General features: G+C 63.4%; 16 protein-coding genes and 1 tRNA gene. 10 read left to right on the forward strand and 7 right to left on the reverse strand.

The window, feature by feature from the left end:
• The first annotated feature begins 49 nt into the window (after nucleotides 1–49).
• From ACYG9R_RS12415 to ACYG9R_RS12435, 5 genes are all read left to right on the forward strand, one after another.
• A complete protein-coding gene (locus ACYG9R_RS12415) occupies nucleotides 50–1,645 on the forward strand; it encodes an ABC transporter substrate-binding protein (RefSeq protein ID WP_460221874.1) in 1,596 nt (531 codons plus the stop codon).
• On the forward strand, nucleotides 1,635–2,579 hold the full coding sequence (locus ACYG9R_RS12420; RefSeq protein ID WP_023693232.1) for an acetamidase/formamidase family protein: 945 nt from the start codon (nucleotides 1,635–1,637) through the stop codon (nucleotides 2,577–2,579). The genes ACYG9R_RS12415 and ACYG9R_RS12420 overlap by 11 nt, the downstream gene beginning before the upstream one ends.
• 187 nt (nucleotides 2,580–2,766) lie before the next feature.
• Nucleotides 2,767–4,548 carry an ABC transporter ATP-binding protein gene (locus ACYG9R_RS12425; protein ID WP_023715886.1) on the forward strand — a complete coding sequence of 594 codons (1,782 nt, stop codon included), beginning with the start codon at nucleotides 2,767–2,769 and terminating at the stop codon, nucleotides 4,546–4,548.
• 128 nt (nucleotides 4,549–4,676) lie between these two features.
• The gene (locus tag ACYG9R_RS12430) at nucleotides 4,677–5,627 is read left to right on the forward strand and encodes a hypothetical protein (protein ID WP_031196424.1); all 951 of its coding nucleotides are present in this window, start codon (nucleotides 4,677–4,679) and stop codon (nucleotides 5,625–5,627) included.
• 52 nt (nucleotides 5,628–5,679) lie between these two features.
• Entirely contained in the window at nucleotides 5,680–6,894 is a 1,215-nt protein-coding gene (locus tag ACYG9R_RS12435; protein ID WP_023753215.1) for a hypothetical protein, read from the forward strand.
• Between the two features lie 48 nt (nucleotides 6,895–6,942).
• Here ACYG9R_RS12435 and ACYG9R_RS12440 read toward each other — a convergent pair whose 3' ends face one another.
• The 3 genes from ACYG9R_RS12440 to ACYG9R_RS12450 form a co-directional block, all read right to left on the reverse strand.
• Nucleotides 6,943–10,368: an acyl-[ACP]--phospholipid O-acyltransferase gene (locus tag ACYG9R_RS12440; RefSeq protein WP_023824325.1), complete on the reverse strand. Its 3,426-nt coding sequence runs from the start codon at nucleotides 10,366–10,368 to the stop codon at nucleotides 6,943–6,945.
• Between the two features lie 91 nt (nucleotides 10,369–10,459).
• Nucleotides 10,460–10,747: a YiaA/YiaB family inner membrane protein gene (locus ACYG9R_RS12445; RefSeq protein WP_023824324.1), complete on the reverse strand. Its 288-nt coding sequence runs from the start codon at nucleotides 10,745–10,747 to the stop codon at nucleotides 10,460–10,462.
• Nucleotides 10,748–10,812: 65 nt separating this feature from the next.
• Nucleotides 10,813–11,499 (reverse strand): PspA/IM30 family protein, encoded by a 687-nt coding sequence (locus ACYG9R_RS12450; RefSeq protein ID WP_023824323.1) that lies wholly within the window; start codon nucleotides 11,497–11,499, stop codon nucleotides 10,813–10,815.
• A 107-nt stretch (nucleotides 11,500–11,606) separates the two neighbouring features.
• Between ACYG9R_RS12450 and ACYG9R_RS12455 the strand changes: the two genes are divergently transcribed.
• Together ACYG9R_RS12455 and ACYG9R_RS12460 are read left to right on the forward strand one after the other, a co-directional pair.
• Nucleotides 11,607–12,215: a TetR/AcrR family transcriptional regulator gene (locus ACYG9R_RS12455; protein WP_023824322.1), complete on the forward strand. Its 609-nt coding sequence runs from the start codon at nucleotides 11,607–11,609 to the stop codon at nucleotides 12,213–12,215.
• Nucleotides 12,216–12,317: 102 nt separating this feature from the next.
• On the forward strand, nucleotides 12,318–14,279 hold the full coding sequence (locus ACYG9R_RS12460) for an acyltransferase family protein (protein ID WP_081726890.1): 1,962 nt from the start codon (nucleotides 12,318–12,320) through the stop codon (nucleotides 14,277–14,279).
• Nucleotides 14,280–14,326: 47 nt separating this feature from the next.
• Here the strand turns inward: ACYG9R_RS12460 and ACYG9R_RS12465 are convergent.
• A tRNA-Ala gene (locus ACYG9R_RS12465) sits at nucleotides 14,327–14,402 on the reverse strand.
• Nucleotides 14,403–14,550: 148 nt separating this feature from the next.
• Between ACYG9R_RS12465 and ACYG9R_RS12470 the strand changes: the two genes are divergently transcribed.
• Together ACYG9R_RS12470 and ACYG9R_RS12475 are read left to right on the forward strand one after the other, a co-directional pair.
• The gene (locus tag ACYG9R_RS12470; protein ID WP_023668602.1) at nucleotides 14,551–14,841 is read left to right on the forward strand and encodes a YggT family protein; all 291 of its coding nucleotides are present in this window, start codon (nucleotides 14,551–14,553) and stop codon (nucleotides 14,839–14,841) included.
• A gap of 13 nt (nucleotides 14,842–14,854) precedes the next feature.
• On the forward strand, nucleotides 14,855–15,169 hold the full coding sequence (locus tag ACYG9R_RS12475) for a DUF167 family protein (protein WP_023668603.1): 315 nt from the start codon (nucleotides 14,855–14,857) through the stop codon (nucleotides 15,167–15,169).
• A 3-nt stretch (nucleotides 15,170–15,172) separates the two neighbouring features.
• On the opposite strand, the gene ACYG9R_RS12480 is transcribed toward ACYG9R_RS12475, so the two are convergent.
• From ACYG9R_RS12480 to ACYG9R_RS12490, 3 genes are read right to left on the reverse strand one after another with little or no spacing between them, the layout of a single operon-like run.
• Nucleotides 15,173–16,054, reverse strand: a complete 882-nt coding sequence (locus tag ACYG9R_RS12480; protein ID WP_023668604.1) for a MurR/RpiR family transcriptional regulator — start codon at nucleotides 16,052–16,054, stop codon at nucleotides 15,173–15,175.
• A 48-nt stretch (nucleotides 16,055–16,102) separates the two neighbouring features.
• On the reverse strand, nucleotides 16,103–17,170 hold the full coding sequence (locus ACYG9R_RS12485) for an ABC transporter ATP-binding protein (protein WP_023824321.1): 1,068 nt from the start codon (nucleotides 17,168–17,170) through the stop codon (nucleotides 16,103–16,105).
• A 2-nt stretch (nucleotides 17,171–17,172) separates the two neighbouring features.
• A complete protein-coding gene (locus tag ACYG9R_RS12490; protein ID WP_023688835.1) occupies nucleotides 17,173–17,943 on the reverse strand; it encodes an SDR family oxidoreductase in 771 nt (256 codons plus the stop codon).
• Between the two features lie 178 nt (nucleotides 17,944–18,121).
• Between ACYG9R_RS12490 and ACYG9R_RS12495 the strand changes: the two genes are divergently transcribed.
• Nucleotides 18,122–19,354 carry an ABC transporter substrate-binding protein gene (locus tag ACYG9R_RS12495; protein ID WP_023736814.1) on the forward strand — a complete coding sequence of 411 codons (1,233 nt, stop codon included), beginning with the start codon at nucleotides 18,122–18,124 and terminating at the stop codon, nucleotides 19,352–19,354.
• Nucleotides 19,355–19,642: the final 288 nt, after the last annotated feature.

Consider the following 19,642-nt stretch of genomic DNA (forward strand, 5'->3'; position numbering starts at 1 on the left):
AATGAAAAAGTTTCTCGCATCCACAGTCGCGGCATCGGCCTTGGCCCTCATGCTCGGCATGACAAGCGTCCGCGCCGAAGACACGGTCGATCCCAACGCCAAGCAAGGCGGCGCCATCACCATCACCTACAAGGACGATGTTGCGACCCTCGATCCGGCGATCGGCTATGACTGGCAGAACTGGTCGATGATCAAGAGCCTGTTCGATGGGCTGATGGATTACGAGCCAGGCACCACCAATTTGAAGCCCGATCTGGCAGAAAGCTACGAGATTTCGCCCGACGGCCAGACCTTCACCTTCAAGCTGCGCCATGGCGTGAAATTCCACAATGGCCGCGAGATGACGGCCGACGACGTGAAATATTCGCTCGACCGCGTCACCAATCCGAAGACGCAGAGCCCCGGCGCCGGCTTCTTCGGCTCGATCAAGGGCTATGACGATGTCGCCGCCGGCAAGGCCGAAGGCCTGTCCGGTGTCACCGTCATCGACCCCTACACGGTCAAGTTCGAACTGACCCGGCCCGACGCCACCTTCCTGCATGTCATGGCCATCAATTTCGCCCATGTCGTGCCGAAGGAAGAGGTCGAGAAATATGGCGCCGATTTCGGCAAGCATCCGGTCGGCACCGGCGCCTTCAAGCTCGCCGAGTGGACGCTGGGACAGCGCATCGTCTTCGAGCGCAATGCGGACTATTGGCACAAGGGCCTGCCGCATCTCGACAAGATCACCTTCGAGATCGGCCAGGAGCCGATCGTGGCGCTGCTGCGCTTGCAGAAGGGCGAGATCGATGTTCCCGGCGACGGCATTCCGCCGGCCAAGTTCCAGGAGGTGATGGCCGATCCCGAGCAGAAGGCGCGTGTCGTCGAAGGCGGTCAGCTGCACACCGGCTACGTCACCATGAACACCACCATGGCGCCGTTCGACAATGTTAAGGTGCGTCAGGCCGTCAACATGGCGCTCAACAAGGCGCGCATCATCCAGATCATCAACGGCCGCGCCGTGCCGGCCAACCAGCCGCTGCCGCCGTCGATGCCGGGCTACGACAAGGACTACAAGGGTTATCCCTATGACGTAGCCAAAGCCAAGGCGCTGCTGGCCGAGGCCGGTCATGCCGATGGTTTCGACACGCAGCTGTTCGCCATGAACACCGATCCCAACCCGCGCATTGCCCAAGCGATCCAGCAGGACCTGGCGGCGATCGGCATCAAGGCCAGCATCCAGTCGCTGGCGCAGGCCAATGTCATCGCCGCCGGCGGTGACAAGGCCGGCGCGCCGATGATCTGGTCGGGCGGCATGGCCTGGATCGCCGACTTCCCCGATCCGTCGAATTTCTACGGCCCGATCCTCGGCTGCGCCGGCGCGGTGCCCGGCGGCTGGAACTGGTCGTGGTATTGCAACAAGGATCTCGACGCCAAGGCGGCCGAGGCGGATTCGGTGGTCGACCCGGCAAAGGCCGGCGAACGCGACAAGATGTGGAGCGCCATCTACGACAAGGTGATGGAAGACGCGCCCTGGGCGCCGGTCTTCAACGAACAGCGCTTCACCATGAAATCCGCGCGCATGGGCGGCGCCGACAACCTCTATGTCGACCCGGTCCATATCCCGATCAACTACGACAATGTGTACGTAAAAGATGTGCAATAACTGCGACTACACCATCCATGGGCGCCACCACCATTTCGGCTGGGACAATTCCTTTGTCCCGGCCGAGCGGGTGGCGCCCGGCGCGACCATCGAGTTCCAGTGCCTCGATGCCGCCGGCGGCCAGCTGAACGCCGACAGCACGGTTGCCGAAATCGCCAAGCTCGACTTCGCCGGGGTCAACCCGGTGACCGGGCCGATCTTCGTCGAGGGCGCCGAGCCGGGTGACGCGCTCAAGGTGACGATCGAGATGTTCAAACCGTCCGGCTTCGGCTGGACGGCGAACATTCCGGGTTTCGGCCTGCTCGCCGACGACTTCACGGAACCGGCGCTGAACATCTGGAAATACGATGCAGCCGCGCTCGAACCGGCGCTGTTCGGGAAAAACGCGCGCGTACCACTGAAGCCGTTCGCCGGCACCATCGGCAATGCGCCGGCTGAGATGGGGCTTCACTCGGTGGTGCCGCCACGGCGGGTCGGCGGCAATCTCGACATCCGCGATCTCGCTGCCGGCACGACGCTCTATCTGCCGGTTGAGGTGGCCGGCGCGCTGTTCTCGGTCGGCGATACGCACGCCGCACAAGGCGATGGCGAGGTCTGCGGCACGGCGATCGAGAGCCCGATGGACGTCGTGCTCAAGCTCGACCTTGTCAAGGACGCCAGGCTGAAGACGCCGCGCTTCACCACCGCCGGTCCGGTGACGCGCCATCTCGACGCCAAGGGCTATGAGGTGACGACGGGTATCGGGCCGGACCTGATGACCGGCGCCAAGGAGGCGGTGGCGCAGATGGTCGATCTGCTTGCTGGGCGGTATCAGATCGATCCGGTCGAGGCCTATATGCTGGCCTCGGTGTGCGGGGACCTGCGCATCAGCGAGATCGTCGACATGCCGAACTGGGTGGTGTCGTTCTATTTTCCGCGTTGCGTGTTTGAATGACGGTACGTCGGCGCCGCACCCCCACCCCGCTGCTTCGCAGCGACCCTCCCCACAAGGGGGAGGGTAAAGCGCTGCCACCCTACCTCCCCCTTGTGGGGAGGTCGGACCGGAGGTCCGGGTGGGGGTCAGCGCCAAGGTTTGTGCGAATGGTGCGACGGAACCAATCCGTCGCAGGGCTCCACCCACAATGACCCTCGCCGACAACCCCATCCTCTCCATCGCCAACCTCTCCGTCAGCGTGCGCGGCGAGGACGGCGAGCGCGATGTCGTCTCCAACCTGTCGCTGACGCTGGCGCGCGGCGAGACGCTCTGCATTGCCGGCGAATCCGGCTCCGGCAAGTCGATGACCGCGCTGGCGATCATGCAGCTTTTGCCGCAGCCGGCGGCGCGCATATCGTCAGGCATGATCCGTCTTCGGGATGGGAATCGGGGCGACACCGACCTAGCAACCCTCGACGAACGCCAGATGCGGCGCATTCGCGGCGACCGCATCGCCATGATCTTCCAGGAGCCGATGACCTCGCTCAACCCGGTTCTGTCGATCGGCCGGCAACTCACCGAATCAATCGAGGCGCATACCAGCCTGTCGTCGGCGCAAGCCCGCCGGCGCGCCATCGAGGCGTTGAAGGCGGTGCGCATTTCGGAGGCGGAAAGCCGGTTAAAGCAGTTTCCGCACGAACTCTCCGGCGGCATGCGCCAGCGGGTGATGATCGCCATGGCGCTGGCGCTCGAGCCCGACGTGCTGATCGCCGACGAACCGACGACGGCGCTCGACGTCACCGTGCAAGGCGAAGTGCTGGAGCTGTTGCGCGACCTGCAGCGCCAGCATGGCACCAGCGTCATCCTGATCACCCACGATATGGGCGTGGTTGCCGAAATGGCCGACCGGGTCATCGTCATGCGCGACGGCCGCATGGTCGAAGAAGGCACGACATCGGATATTTTTGTCCAGCCGCAGGCCGACTATACGCGCGAACTGCTGGCTGCCGTGCCGCGCATCGGCAGTGGCGTCGGTCGACAGAAATCCAGGGATGCGATTGACGTCTTGAAACCGGCCAATGTCGCCGAGATCAACGACCTGCATGTCCGCTTCGATCTGCGTGGCGGCATCTTTGGCCAGGTCACCCGCCGCGTCCACGCCGTCGAGGGCGTCAGCTTCTCGATCGCGCCCAACGAAACGCTTGCTCTGGTCGGCGAATCCGGCTGCGGCAAGTCGACGACCGCCAAGGCGCTGGCCGGACTGGCGCCGTATAGCGGCGACATCGTCATTGGCGGGCGCAATCTCTCCGGTCTTGGCCGCGACGAGCGCAAGGCGGTGCGCCGTGACGTCCAGATGATTTTCCAGGATCCCTTCGCTTCGCTCGATCCGCGCATGCGCGTCGGCGAGCTCGTCGCCGAGCCGCTGGTGATTCATGGCATCGCCTCCAAGGACGAGCGCCGCGAACGAGTGGGGGCGCTGTTCGAGCGCGTCGGCCTGTCGGCCGACCAGATGGAGCTTTACCCGCACGAATTCTCCGGTGGCCAGCGCCAGCGCGTCTGCATCGCCCGAGCGCTGGCGCTACGACCAAAACTGATCATCGCTGACGAAAGCGTCTCCGCGCTCGACGTCTCGGTGCAGGCGCGTGTGCTCGATTTGCTGAAGGAATTGCAGCGCGAATTCGGCGTCGCCTATCTCTTCATCTCGCACGACATGGCGGTGGTCGAGAACATTTCCGACCGCGTTGCCGTCATGTATCTCGGCCAGATCGTCGAGATGGGCACGCGCGACCAGGTGTTTTCCAACCCGCGCCATCCCTACACCAGGCGGCTGATCGACGCCGTGCCGGTGCCCGATCCGGCGCAGCGCAGAACGCGCTTCGCGCGCCTCGACCAGGAAATCCCGAGCGCCACCCGCAGGATCGGGGAGGCGCCGCTGAAGCTGGCGCTGAACGATGTCGGCGGCGGCCATCTGGTTGCTGCGGAAAGCTGAGCCCGCACTGGCTGGCAGCTGTTCTTTTACTTTGTTGAGTACAACCAAGAACTGCCGTCTCGGGTTTACCGCGTCTTAGGTGGACGGCGGCCACTATACGGTCGGAGTTCTTGCCACGGGGAAAAATAGTGCTCAAGGCGGTTCTGCAGCTGCTGCCGGGTCGGTTCATGGATGTGCGCATGCGCGTATCCGCCGACTACGAGACGCGTGTCGTGGAGCGGCCCGGGCGCTGGATGAAGGCGGCCGAGCTGGAGCAGTTGAGCAGCGATCTGCGGCTGGTGGCGTCGAAGACGCTGAAAGTCGGCAGCCTGACCTACGGTGTGTTTTCCGGCGACCGCAGCCGGCTGGAACATTCCATCATCACCATCGTCTATCGCCGCAGCGACGGGCGGCCGATCGCCTTCAACGCGCTGGCGCTGATGGAGATTTCGCTGGCCGGCAAGCCCTATGAAGTCTTGCACCTCGGTCTGGTCATGATCGATCCGGACGAGCGCAGCCGCGGTCTCAGCTGGATCCTCTACGGCCTGACCTGCTTCCTGATGTTTTTGCGCAACCAGTTCAGACCGATCTGGATCTCCAACGTCAGCCAGGTGCCGGCCGTCGTCGGCATGGTCGCGGAGGCGTTCAGCAATGTGTTTCCCGGACCGCATGCCGGCGCGCGGCGCTCGCTGACCCATGTGCTTCTGGCGCGGCAGATCATGGCGCGGCACCGCCATGTCTTCGGCGTCGGCCCCGAAGCGGGTTTCGACGAAGAGCGTTTCGTCATCACCAATGCCTATACGGGCGGCTCGGACGATCTGAAGAAAACCTTCGACGAGACGGCCAAGCACCGCGAGGAGACCTTTAACGAGTTCTGCCGCAAGGAACTCGACTACGGGCGCGGCGACGATGTGCTGCAGATCGGCCAGATGAGCTTCCAGTCGGCGCGCACCTTTCTCGCCGACACGGTTCCGCGCCGCTCGCTTGCAGCACTTGCCGTGGCCGGCGCGGCCGCCACGCTGCAGCGGCTGGTGCTGCCGGTGGTTCACTGGGCCGATAGCACCCGCCAATGGAATGTGCTGAGACCATGGACACGCTGATGGCTTCATTCGTGGCGTCTCGGTTTATCCGCAAGCTGATGGCAGCCGGCCGATGATGAACCTCGACGGCACGCTCGTCGCCGACACCATCACCTCGCTAGCGGCGCTGGTTGGCCTGCTTGTCGTGATATCGATCATAGGCGGGCGCGACACGGGCGATCCGCTGTCGCGGCGCTTTCTATTCGGCCTCAAGGTGCTGGCAGTGCTGCTTGCCTGCCGCATCCTCGACTGGACCACGGGTCTTGCCTTTTTCCGGTTCGTCACCATCACGGCGGCGGGTCTGCTGCCGCTGGCCGCACTGCTGCTGACCGAAGGCCTGCTGCGCCGGCACGCGCCGTTCGCTCTCAAATTGTTCGCCGCCGGCGGTGCCCTGCTGTTCTTCCTTCTGGCGCCGATCCCGGCACGTTTCGCTGAACCATGGCGAATGGCGGTACTACTTGCCTTCCAGTTCGGAGGTTTTCTCGCCATCGGCTGGCTGGTGATGACGCGCGATCGCGACAGCCTGTCGGCGGCCGAAAACCGCACGGTCGAGCGCATGGCGCTGTCGCTGCTGTTGATCATTCCGTTCATGGTCACCGACTACCGGCCCGGCCTGTTCGAAGTGCCGGTTCGGCTTGGCGGCATCGCCATCCTGTTCCTGTGCTGGCTGACGATCGGCCTTGGACGCGCCAGCCTCGGCCATCGCGACACGATCGGCGCCTTTACCGTGATTACGCTGAGCTCGGTTTTCGCCGGGCTGGCGCTGGGCGGCATCGACGATCTCGGCTGGCGCGGCAGTGTGCAGGGCGTGGTGATCGTGCTGTCGGCGACGCTGCTGGCAGTCATCTACAATGACAGCGTCAGCCTCACCGCGGAGAAGCGCCGCGACTCGTTGCTGAAGCATATGGCCGAGGGCGACCTCACCGATTCGGCGCGCTTCCTGCGCGGCCTGCAGAGCCATATTCTTGTCGACGGTGCGCTGATCCTGCCGGCAGCCGACCTCGGTGATTTCGACCTGAAGGTGCTGGCCCGTGCACTGGAGCAGGAGCCCGTGCGCTCGCTCGCCGATACGCAGCCGGGGGCGCCAGTCGACCAGGATATACGCGAGCAGCTGGCCTGGCTGTTCGAGAAATTTGAGGCGACCCATGTGCTGCTGGCGACGCTCGAGCCGTTGACCGTGGTGGCGCTCAACATGCCGGCGCTGGCATCGTCGCCGGGCGTGGAAATGGAGCTGCGGGCAGTCCAGCGCATGGCGATGCTGATCTCGCAGCGGCATGCGAAGGGTTGATCATACTGAACGGGCCGGCTCTTGCGTCGGCCCGTTGCCGTAGCCGGGTCAGGCGGCCTTGGTCTTCGAGGCTTCTTCGTCGCGCACCATTTTTGTCACGGCGGCGAAGTCGAGCTTGCCGGAGCCAAGGACCGGTACCTTTGAGACCACCCGCACTTCGGCCGGGACCATCAGGTCCATGGCGCCGTTGGCCTTGGCGTAGGCGAGGAATTCCGCTCGTGTGGCGCCGGATGCCTCGGTGATGAGGATCAGCTTTTCGCCCTTGCGGGCGTCGGGCACCGTAGCGACCGCCGACAGCGAGCCCTTCCACAATTCGCCGGCCAGCGCTTCGACAGCAGCCAGCGAGATCATCTCGCCGCCGATCTTGGCGAAGCGCTTGGCGCGGCCGCGAATGGTGATGAAGCCACCCTCGTCGATAGCGACGACGTCGCCCGTGTCATGCCAGCCGTCCTCGAGCGGTTCGAGCACGCCGGGCTTCTCGGCCCGGAGATAACCGGCCATGACATTGGGACCGCGCACGAACAGCCGGCCGCCTTCGTCGACGCCGGGGACCGGATCGAGGCGGTATTCCATGCCGGGCATGATCTTGCCGACGGTTCCTGAGCGATTGTACATCGGCGTGTTGATGGAGATCACCGGCGCCGTCTCGGTGACGCCGTAGCCCTCGAGGATGCGTAGGCCGAACTTCTCCATATAGGTCATGCGCGTCGCTGTCTTGACCGGCTCCGCGCCGGCAAAACAATAGCGTATCGAGCGGAAGTCGTAGGGGTGCGCGGTGCGGGCATAGCCGGAGAGGAAGGTGTCGGTGCCGAAGATGATCGTCGCGTTCGAGCCGTAGATCAGTTCCGGCACGAGGCGGTAGTGCAGCGGCGAGGGGTAGAAATAGACCGGCACGCCGGAGATCAACGGCAGCACCGTGCCCGCGGTCATGCCGAAGGAGTGGAAGATCGGCAGCACGTTGAACACCTTGTCGCCCGAATGGAAGTCGATACGCGACGCCGCCTGGGCGGCGTTGGCCAGGATGTTGCGGTGGGTCAGAACGACGCCCTTCGGCGTGCCTTCCGAACCCGAGGTGAACAAGATCACCGCCGCATCGCCGGGCTTGCGTTTCGCGCGCGGCGTCGACTTGCGCAGCAAGCCGAGCAGCTTATCCTTGAGACTGATGGTCTTTCTGAGATCGTCGAGCCACACGATGTCGACCGAGCGACCGAGTTCCTCGACTACAGCGCCGAGCTTTGCCTGTTCGACGAACGCGCGGGAGGTAAGCACGGTGCGGACTTCGGCGGCCTTGCAGGCGGACAGAATATTGGCAGCACCTGCGGTGAAGTTCATCATCGCCGGAACCTTGCCGGCGGACATGACGCCGAGCAGTGTCGCGCAAGAGCCGTTGGCGTTGGGCAGCATGATGCCCAGCGTCTGCTGGTCGGCATAAAGGTTCTGGAACTTCTCACCAAGCACGGCGGCAGCCGTGAGCAGCTTGCTGTAGCTGAGAGAACCGGTGACCGGATCCTGAACTGCGAGCTGTTTCATGCCGCGTTCGTTCGCCGTCTCGATGATCTTTTCCAGTACGGTCTTGTCTATGTCCTGGGTGCGGAAAACGAGATCCGACATCACCTGGTAGAGCGCGGAACCCGCCGCGGCGCGGCGCTTGCGGCCCTTCAGCTCCTGCGGCACCTCGAGCTTGACCGGTTCCAGAATAGTCACCTTGACCTTCGGGAACAGGCGGCGGCGCACATGCTGCGAGCTCAGCCGCGAGAAGTAGGTCTTCTCCAGCCCGTCGATGCGCACCGGCACAACCATCGAGCCGGTCTTGTCGGCAACCATGGCGGCGCCGTCATAGACCTTCATCAGGCCGCCGGTCACGGTGATGCGTCCCTCCGGGAAGATCACCAGCGGGTCGCCGCCCTGCACGATCTTGATCAGCGTGCGGGTCGACATCGGCTTGGCCGGGTTGAGCGGCAAAGCGCGGGCAAGTTTCATGAACGGCTTCATCCACCAAGCCTGGGCAATGGTGTAGTCGATGGCGAAGACCGGTTCCTCATCGGTCAGCGTCAAGGCGAGCGGACCGTCGAGGAAGCTGACATGGTTGAGCGCCAGGATCGGCGCCTTGCCGGCCGCCTTGAGGTTTTCCATGCCCTCGACTTCGAGGCGCAGGAAAGCGCGGAACAGGATGGAGACGAAGTCACGGAAGGGGTTCGTCGGCAAATATTTCAGCATCAGCCAGGCGGCAATCGCATTGGCCGCGACGAGGCCGAACAGGATGCCGCCGGTCGAGACCTTCGTCTGGATCAGGGCCATGATGATGCCGCCGCCAGTCATGAAGCCGGCATTGACGATACTGACGGCGGCGACGACCCGGGCGCGCCGCGCTTCGGGCGACCAGGCCTGCACGGCGGCGAAGGTCGGCACCACTAGGAAAGCGGCTGCAATGGCCATGCCGGCGAGGTCGATGGCGACGCGGATCGTGTTTGGGCCGGCGAAGAATGCGCCAAGGGTTTCCGCCTGGGGCGACGGCGTCATGCCGGAGATGGTCCAGGCGAGATGCAGGCCGAACAGGGCGAGCAGCGCCGTGCCGACCGGTGCCGGCAACAGCACGATGCGGCCCTGCGACATCCAGGCGGCGATGGCCGAACCGATGGCGATCGAGACGGCGAACACGGCGAGGTAGACGGTGACGGCCATTTCGTTGCCGCCGAGCGAATCCTTGATCAGGACCGGCAGGAGCGAGAGCACGATGGCGCCGATCAGCCAGAACCACGACGTCATCAGGCCGGCGCGCCAGATGCGCGTGTCGGTGCGCAATTCGGTGACCTGGCGCCAGGTCGAATGGAAGATGTTCTTGTCGATGACAAGGTCGGGCGCCGCCGAACCGGTGGACGGGATGTAGCGGCTGACGAGCCAGCAACCGACGGCGAGCGCCATCATGATCGGTCCGAACACCGCGACGCCGATGCCATCGGCGGAAACGACGCCGCCGGCTATGGTGCCGCCGAGAATCGCGGCAAACGTGGCTGACTCGATCCAGGCGTTGGCCTTGGGCAGTTCCTTGCGTTCGAGGTGATCGGGCAGGATTCCGTATTTGATCGGTCCGAACAGCGCCGAGATAACGCCGAACATCAACAGCGCCGTCATCAGCACGGGAATGGACGACAGGGCGATGCCGACGACGGAGACACCCGCCGCGGCGATCTCGGCGAATTTCAGACGCTTGGCTATGAGAGCCTTGTCGAAGCGGTCGGCGAGCTCGCCGCCGAGCGCCGACAGGAGCAGGAAGGGGGCCATGAAGACGGCGCCCGCCAAGGTGACCAGTGATGCCGCCTGGTCCGCCGCCAGCGTGAACAGAATAAGGAACACCAGCGTGTTCTTGAGGAAATTATCGTTGAAGGCGGACAGGAACTGCGTCCAGAACAAGGGCGCAAAGCGCCTGGACGTCATCAGATGAGCTGTCGGTCGGTTGATCGGGGCGATTTCCATAGCGGCGACTTCCATTGGGCATGACCGATTAAAATCCTGGCTGGATTGATCAGCGGTCTTGCGCGTTGAGCCTTGTTTAGCGGGAACCCGGTTACACTTCGTTACTGCGGCTGACATCCATCAGCAACTTCTCGGTCTTGGCGTCTTCCAGCCGGTTGATGAAGCGGCTTGCCTCTTCCGAGTCGCGCAGCGTCTTGGTGATGGTGATCGAGGTGTGCACGAGCATGATGGCGGCCATCGCATAAAACCCCTTGGCGGCGAAGCTCGCCTCCATGAAGTAGATGCCGCCGGCCATCATTGTGGTGGCAACGGCGAAACTGGCCATGGTGAAGGTCTTCCAGGCGCTTGAGTCCTTGAGGGAATAGGTGTTCGGGGTCATCGATATGGTCCTTTCGTTTCAAGGTTAGGTTGGTTGGGCGTGGGTCTGTTTCAGGCTGGATACAATCAGGCCGGCTTGGTCATGGTCTTCGTGAGCCGTTCGAGCACGGCGTCGGCGCTGCTTCTCAGCGGCGCGCCGCAGCCGGCGGCCGCAAGCTTCTCTGAGACCGCGGCAGGATCGCCCGACTGTTCCATCTCGGCCATGGCGGCCGCGGTGGCGTCGATCTGCTTTTGCCTGGTGCGCAGGCGCAGCAGCGTCTCCTCGGCGTCCCTGAGCGCCGACAGGCTGGAGCCGGGCGCGCTTTCTCGCAGGCGCTGGGTCGAGTCGACCGCGACAACGATGCGCTGGCCGCGCTGCAATTCGCGCAGGCGCATTTCGGAGACGCGGATGATCCGCTTGAGACGCTCGATCTCGGTGCCGAAGCTTTTCTGCGCCTCGGCGGAGGCGTCGCGTTCGGCTTCCAGCATGGCGATGGTTTCGGCGGCTTCGCGGGCCAGTTCATTCTGTCCCTGCTCGATCGCGGCGATCGTGCGCTTCTCCAAATCGTCGATGCGGAGGACAAGCTTCTTGAACTGCGCGACTTCCTGTTCGTTCTGGGCGATGGCAATTGCAACCGCCCGGCGGGCGGCCGCGATAGCGTCGGCGCAATCGCGGATCTGCTGGCGCAGGATTATCAGCGCGTTGCGGTCGACGACCGCCTCGGCGGCTTCGTAGCTTCGGCCGCGAACGAGAGCAAAAAACTGTTTCAACATTTCCGTTTCTCCTCTATGAACGTTGTTCACGACGCAACGTAGCACACTGTGAACGGCGTTCAAGGATAAAATGAACGCTGTTCATGACTTGCGCATAAGGAAGGTTAATGACCGCAAAACGGGACGCCAAACGCGAGTATCTCAAAGGCAGGCTGATCGAGGCCGCGCACGCGCGCATTCAAGCCTCGGGGCTCGCCGGCCTGCGCGCACGCGACATCACGGCCGATGCCGGCTGCGCGCTCGGCGCGCTCTACACCGCCTTCGCAGACCTCGACGAGCTCATCCTGCACGTCAACTCGATCACGCTGGCAAGACTTGGGGCGGCGTTGGAACAGGAGGCGACCGGCGCGGCCGAGCCAAGGGCCAAGCTGAGGGCTCTGGCCAAAGCCTATCTCTCTTTCGCGCGCGACAATCGCATGGCGTGGAAGGCGCTGTTCGAGCATCGCATGGCGCCAGGCGTGGCGGTGCCCGGATGGCATCTGGCCGAACATGCGGTGCTGATCCAGCATCTGGTCGAGCCGCTGGCCCAGCTGCTCCCGGCGCTGGACACGCCAGAGCTGCTGGCGCGGACCCGCACGCTGTTCTCCGCCGTGCATGGGATCGTCGCCATCTCGCTCGAAGACCGTTTCATTGGCCTGGCGTCCACCGATCTCGAAAGTGAGCTGCTGGGTTTCGTTGGCACGCTGGTGAGCGGACTGGAGACGGAAAGGGAATGAACTGCTGCGATCGGCTCTTGCCTCACGGCACTCTGCCCTTATGAAGATCGTGGCGCGGACTGCCGGTTGATCCAGGCCGGCTGAGACTGTTGGGGATATCCGGTGACAATCGATCAGAACCGTCGGTTTCGACCCGAAATACAGGGGCTGCGCGGCTTGGCGGTCGCGCTTGTCGTGGTCTATCACATATGGCCGGATGTGCTGCCTGGCGGATATGTCGGCGTCGACGTCTTTTTCGTCATCTCTGGCTATCTGATCACGGGCCTGCTGGCGCAGATGGCGCTGCGCGGCGGCCGGATTTCACTGATCGAATTCTACTCGCGACGGGTGCGACGGTTGTTGCCGGCAGCAACCCTGGTGCTGCTGGTGGCATTGCTGGGCACGCTGCTTTTCATCTCAAAGGCGCGCTGGGAGGAAATGGGCAACCAGATCGTGGCGAGCGCTCTTTATGTCGAGAACTGGCGGCTGGCCTCGATTGCGGTCAGCTATCTCGAGGCCGACACCTTGCCGAGCCCGGTGCAACACTACTGGTCGCTTTCCATCGAAGAGCAGTTCTACATCGCCTGGCCGTTGGTGATGATCGGCGTGATCTGGCTGGCGCGCCGCCGTGACCTTCCGCTGAGGGCCTGCTTGATCGGGGCGTTGTCGCTCATTTTCGCGGCATCACTTGTTGCCTCTGTCGTTTTGACGGCGACGGATCCGGCCCAGGCCTATTTCGTCAGCCATACCCGCCTGTGGGAATTGGCGCTGGGTGGTCTGCTGGTGCTGACCGAACACCAGTTTCGACTGGCGGCACTCACTAGACAGTGGCTGGCGATCGCCGGCATCCTGGGCATCGTTGCGTCCGCCTTGCTGTTTTCCGCTGCAACTCCATTTCCCGGCGTCAGTGCGTTGTTGCCGACCTTGGCCACAGTGCTGGTCATCCTGGCTGGCGAGGTTGAAGTCGGCCGGTTTCGTGGGCTCGATTCGTTGCCACTTCGTTTCATCGGCGATCGCTCCTACTCGGTCTATCTATGGCATTGGCCGCTGATCACCATCTCCCAGGCGCAGGGTCATTCGCTGACCCTTGCCGGCGGTTTCGGCCTGATTGCGGCGACCCTGCTTCTATCGGATCTGTCCTATCGATATGTTGAGCAGCGCTACCGGCAAGCTCGGGGCGGCGCCTGGTGGAAGCCGCTGGGATACGGCACCGCGGCGGTTCTCACATGCGTGGCCGCATCCGGCAGCCTGCTGCTCTTTCTGAAGACCGAACGCATCGACACCGCGCTGATCGGCACGCCTTCCTACCCTGGGCCCGCCGCTCTCGTCTCCGGCGCCGTGGTCCCGGACGGTGTGAACCTTCTGCCGCCGCTGGCCCGGCTGAGGCGGGACGTGCCGGTCGTGTATGCAAGGAAGTGCCACCAGGAGGAAAGCTCGGAGCCCAAACGATGCTCTCTAGGCGATCCCACGGGTGCGAAAACAATGGTTCTGGTGGGAGATTCTCATGCAGCCCAGTGGGTGCCGGCACTGGACAAGATCGCAAAGGACCGCAACTTCAAACTGGTTACCTTTACAAAATCCGCCTGCCCATTCACCCGCGTGGCCATCACGGCGGATGGCAAACCCAACGTCTTATGCGCGCAGTGGCACGAAAAGGTGCTGGCCGAGATCCTAAAGCTGAAACCGGATCTGATCTTCACCAGCCAGTCCAATTACGGAGCGGTTCAGCAAGACGTGATGATCGAGGGGCTGCGAAGTCTCTGGGGCGGGCTGACGGACGCCGGCTCGCAAATCGTTGCCATCCGCAACACGCCCTATATGAAATTCGACCCGGGCGAATGCCTGAGTTCGACCCCAACGAAATGCGTCACCAAACTGAGCGATATTGAGCGGAGCAACGTGTTGGCGCTGGCCGCGGAAGGACAGAAAAATGTGCGCGCCATCGATATGCTCGATGCCATTTGCGGGCCGCAACTATGCCCGGCAGTTGTCGGCAACATCATCGTCTGGCGGGACAGTCATCATCTGACCGCCAGCTACTCGCTTGCCCTGGCGCCCTATCTCGCAGCGAAGGCGGGGCTTTGACGAGACGTCTCGGAACTTAGATGTGTCGACAGGCAGGAAAATTCCGCTGGTGGAGCTGAGGAGGATCGAACTCCTGACCTCGTCATTGCGAACGACGCGCTCTCCCAGCTGAGCTACAGCCCCGTCCAGCGGATGGCGCATTTATCGAAGGCTGCGGTTTCCTGTCAAGGCGGGGTTTTGCCGAAATCCCTTGTGCCCGATGCTTGTAGGCGACCGGCCCTTGCCGGTTTCGCGCTCAATGGCTACATGTCGGCAACAATCGGAGACCGGCATGCTCGCCCTCATTCAAACAATCGTCATGGCGCTGGACCTGTACTGGTGGGTCATCATCGCCTCGGCGATCTTTTCCTGGCTCTATGCGTTCAACGTCGTCAACTCGCGCAATCAGTTCGTCGGCAGCATCGGCAACATGCTCTACCGGCTGACCGAGCCGGCGCTGCGTCCAATCCGTCGGTTCATGCCCGACCTTGGCGGCGTCGACATCTCGCCGATCATCCTGCTTCTGCTCCTGTTCTTCCTCAGGCAGCTCATTCTCACCACGATAGCGCCGCTGGTCCTGTGAACCCGACGATGGCATGAACGCGCCATTCCGCTTGCGCGCCGACGGCATCGACCTGTTTATCCGGCTGACGCCGAAGTCTTCCGTGGACAGGCTCGGAGGCGCCGAAAAATCGGCCGACGGGCGCAGCCATTTGAAGGCGCGCGTGCGCGCCGTGCCGGAGAATGGCGCGGCCAATGCGGCGCTGGAACGGCTGGTGGCCAAGGCGCTGGGCGTTCCGGCATCGGTCGTGTCGGTCATTGCAGGCGGCACGGCGCGGCTGAAGACGGTGCGTGTGGTTGGCGAACCATCGACGCTGGTGAAGAGCATCGAGGCACTGGCCGCCGGATAATCCTCAATCCCCCAGCGGCAACTTTGGATCGTCGACCTTCAGCGTGTTCACGCTCTGCTTGATGCGGCGCAGGTTTTCGAGAACCCTGGGTCCGCGCGTTTCGGCCACGGAGGTGACGATCATGTCGACGATCGACAGCAGCGCATAGCGCGACGAGGTCGGCTTGTAGATGTTGCCGTCTTCCAGCGACTGGAACTGGATAACGGTATCGGCGGCCTTGGCGAGCGCTGATTCCGGCGGGGTTACGGCGATGGTGCTGGCGCCATATTGCTGGGCCACCTGCACGGCGTCGATCACCGAGCGCGCATAGCCGGACACCGAGAACGCGATCAGCGTCGTCTCCGATGTGGCGACCGCGGCATACATGCGCTGCAATTGCCCGTCGATCTGCGCCAGCACCGGCACGCCGAGCCGAAACAGCCGGTTCTGCATCTCGGTCGCCATCATCGAGGAAATGCCGCCGGAGCCGATGCACAGCACATTGCCCGAACTGACGATGCGCGCGGCCACGCCCACCAGCGTCTTCATGTCGAGGTTTTCGCTGGCGCGCTGGATGGCGGCGATTGCCGCTTCGGTGATGGCCGACGCAATGCGCTGCTCGCGCGCGTCGCGGTTCAGCGGTTCGGGCGACAGATACTGGCCGCCAATGGCAATCGCCTGCGCCAGGTAGAATTTGAAGTCGCGCAGACCCTCGCAGCCGAGATTGCGGCAGAAGCGGGTGACTGTCGGCTCGCTGACGCCGACGCGCGCGGCAATCTCGGAGATTGCCGCCTTGGAGGCGAAGTCGAGATCGGTCAGCACGAGGCCGGCCAGGCGGCGGTCCGATTTGGTGCCGTCCTGCGACATCAGTTGCAGCCGCGTGATGATGTCGGCCGGCGTTTTCATTTCTGGGTTGTCGTCTTCATCGTGGTATTTTCGTTTTCATGCCGGCGCTCATAGCGGCAGGCCTGTCGCCGTGTCGAACAGATGGATGTTGCCCGGCGCTACCGAGACCGGCAGCAGTTCACCCGGCTTGACCTGGATCCGGTCGCGGAACACGGCGCGCACCGTGTCGGCACCGATCGCACCATAGACATGGGTTTCCGAGCCGGTCGGCTCGACGACATCGACCTTGATCGCCAGGGCGTCGACAGCCTCGCCGATGACGAAGTGTTCGGGCCGTATGCCGGCCTCGACCGTGCTGCCAGCCGGCACCGTCTTGCTGCCGAGCGCCAGTCGCCCTCCGCCGGCCGATTCGAACCAGCTTTTCTCGGGCGTCGTCTTCAGGGCGCCGGAGACAAAACTCATCGACGGCGAGCCGATAAAGGAGGCGACGAATTTGTTGGCGGGACGGTCGTAGAGCTCCAGCGGTGCGCCGACCTGCTGGATCTTGCCGCGGTCCATCACCACGATGCGGTCGGCCATGGTCATGGCCTCGATCTGGTCGTGGGTGACATAGACGATGGTCGATTTCAGCCGCTGGTGCAGCGCCTTGATCTCGGTGCGCATCTGCACGCGCAATTGCGCGTCGAGATTGCTGAGCGGCTCGTCGAACAGGAACACCGAGGGTTCGCGCACGATGGCGCGGCCCATGGCGACGCGCTGGCGCTGGCCGCCCGACAGTTCCCGGGGATAGCGGTCGAGATAGGAGAACAGGTTGAGGACGCCAGAGGCCTTTTTCACCTTGGCGTCGATTGCCGTGCGGCTTTCGCCGCGGATCTTTGGGCCAAAGCCGATATTGTCGGCCGCTTTCAGGTGCGGAAACAGCGCATAGGACTGGAAGACCATCGCGATGTTACGCTGCTGTGGCGGCAAATCGTTGGCGCGCACGCCGCCGATCAAGAGGTCGCCTGCGGTGATCGGCTCCAGCCCGGCCAGCATGCGCAGCAAGGTCGACTTGCCGCAGCCGGAAGGGCCGACCAGCACGACGAACTCGCCGCTCTTGATGTCGAGGCTGATGTTTTCGAGGATCTTGTGGCGTCCGAAAGATTTCGACAGGTCGCGGAACTCGACATCGGTCATGGTCAGGCTCCCAATATGTCGTCGATGAAGGGCAGGAAGCCGGCGGTCAGTCCGGCGTCGACCGGCACCACCGCGCCGGTTATCCCCGATGCGCGATCCGAAACAAGGAAGGCCACCGCTTCGGCCACTTCCGTGGCGTCGACGATGCGGCCGAGCGGATAGAGCCGCTTGAGCTTGCCGAGAACATCCGGGTTCTTGGCCAGCCGATGGTCCCATGCGGCGGTGCGGATCGAGCCGGGGCAGACGACATTGGCGCGCAGCCCGTTGCGGCCGAGTTCCACAGCGACCGCTTTGGCATAGGCATTGATGCCGGCCTTGGCCGCGGCATAGGCCGGGTTGCCGAAGTGGGCGATGGCGTTGACGGAAGAGATGAAGACGACGCTGCCCGAACCGCGCGCGGCCATTGCCTTGATCAGCGGATCGGCGAACAGCATCACCCCGGTCAGATTGAGGTCGAGTTCATGCGTGATCTTGTCGGGGGTCAGCGCTGCAAGAGTCTCGGCGCGCGTCCAGCCGGCATTGTTGATCAGGATGTCGGGCACGCCGTCTTTCTCGAGGATCGCCGTGATCGCGGCATCGGTGGAGATCCGGTCGAGAAGGTCGAAGACGTGGCGCGACGCCAGATGCGGACTGCCGAGCTGGTCTTGCGACTGGTCGCAGCCGACGACGCGCGCGCCTCGTTCGGCCAGCAGCGCCACAATAGCCGAGCCGAGCCCGCCGCCGGCGCCGGTCACCAGCACGGTCTTGCCTGCGAATTCGGCCGTTGAAACCACGCTGCGCGCCTCCCTGGGATCTACGATAATCGGAAAACGCTATTTTAAGAAATGTAATTAAGCAACAGGATAATCCGCTTGCACAGCGCGAAACCATGGATAATGTAGGAAAGTCACATAAAGCCGTGGCCGCCTCAAAGCCGCAAGAGTGCAGACGCAATCAAATGGGAGAGATCGAATGAAGCTTGCAAAATGGACTGTCGGCGTGATGGCCGGAATGAGCCTGCTCGCCCTGGCCGCGCAGGCAGATGCCGGCGAGGTGCGCGTAACCGTCGCCGAATACAGCGCCAAGACCGGCCCGTATTTCGAAGCGGTGAAAAAGGAATTCGAGGCAGCCAACCCGGGTATCACCGTCAAGTTCGAAGTTGTGCCGTGGGACGTGCTGCTGCAGAAGCTGACCACCGACATCACGGCCGGTACCAATGCCGACCTGTCGATCATCGGCACCCGCTGGCTGATCGATTTCGTCCAGCAGGATGTCGCCGAGCCGCTCGACGCCTACATCAAGCCAGACTTCAAGGACCGCTTCATCGACACCTTCCTGTCGCCGTCGATCATGGAGGGCAAGACCTATGGCCTGCCGATCGCGGCCTCGGCGCGCGCCATGTACTACAACAAGGAATTGTTCGAGAAGGCCGGAATCGCCAACCCGCCGGCAACCTGGACCGAGTTGCAGGAGGATGCGCGCAAGATCAAGGCACTGGGCACCGGCACGTTCGGCTTCGGCCTGCAGGGCAAGGAGATCGAGACCGACGTCTATTATTATTATGCGATGTGGTCGCAAGGCACCGAGATTCTCAACAAGGATGGCACGTCGGGCCTCGGCACGCCGGGCGCGCTCGAAGCCGCCAAGCTCTACAAGTCGATGATCGACGAAGGCCTGACGGAACCCGGCGTCACCTCCAACAACCGCGAGGACGTCCAGAACCTGTTCAAGCAGGGCAAGGTCGGCATGATGATCACCGCGCCCTTCCTGTCCAACCAGATCAAGGACGAGGCGCCGAACCTGAAATACGGCGTGGCCGCTATCCCCGCCGGACCGACCGGCGCGCGCGGCACGTACGGCGTCACCGATTCCATCATCATGTTCAAGAATTCCAAGAACAAGGATGAGGCCTGGAAGCTGCTCGACTTCCTGTTCACCACCGAACAGCGCGCCAAGTTCACGCAAGGGGAAGGCTTCCTGCCGGTGAACAAGGAAGAGGCCAAGATGGACTATTACGTCAACAATGCCGATCTGGCAGCGTTCACCGCGCTGCTGCCCGACGCCCGCTTTGCGCCGGTCATCCCCGGCTGGGAAGAAGTCGCCCAGATCACCTCGGATGCCATGCAGAAGATCTATCTCGGCGGCGACCCCGAGGCAGGCTTGAAGGAAGCGGCTGCCAAGGCCAACGCCGTGATCAAGAAATAGGGCGTATCTCCCTGCGCCCGGCGCGCCCCTGAGATCGGGGCGCGCCACACTTTCCTCTCCCTCCGGAGGGGGAGAGGTGGCTCGGCGAAGCCGAGACGGAGTGGGGGAACCACCTGGCAACCGCCGCGAACGGACATAGGAAGGGCAATAGGGGCAAACATCACCTCGCCTTGCGCCCCAAGGGTCGACCCCCCGAGCTTCGCTCGACACCTCTCCCCTGATCGACGGGGGAGAGGAAAGGCATTCTTCTGAAGCGCTGCTAAAGACCGATATGCAAGATTGATCCGA

This window comes from Mesorhizobium sp. RSR565B (genome assembly GCF_054719465.1).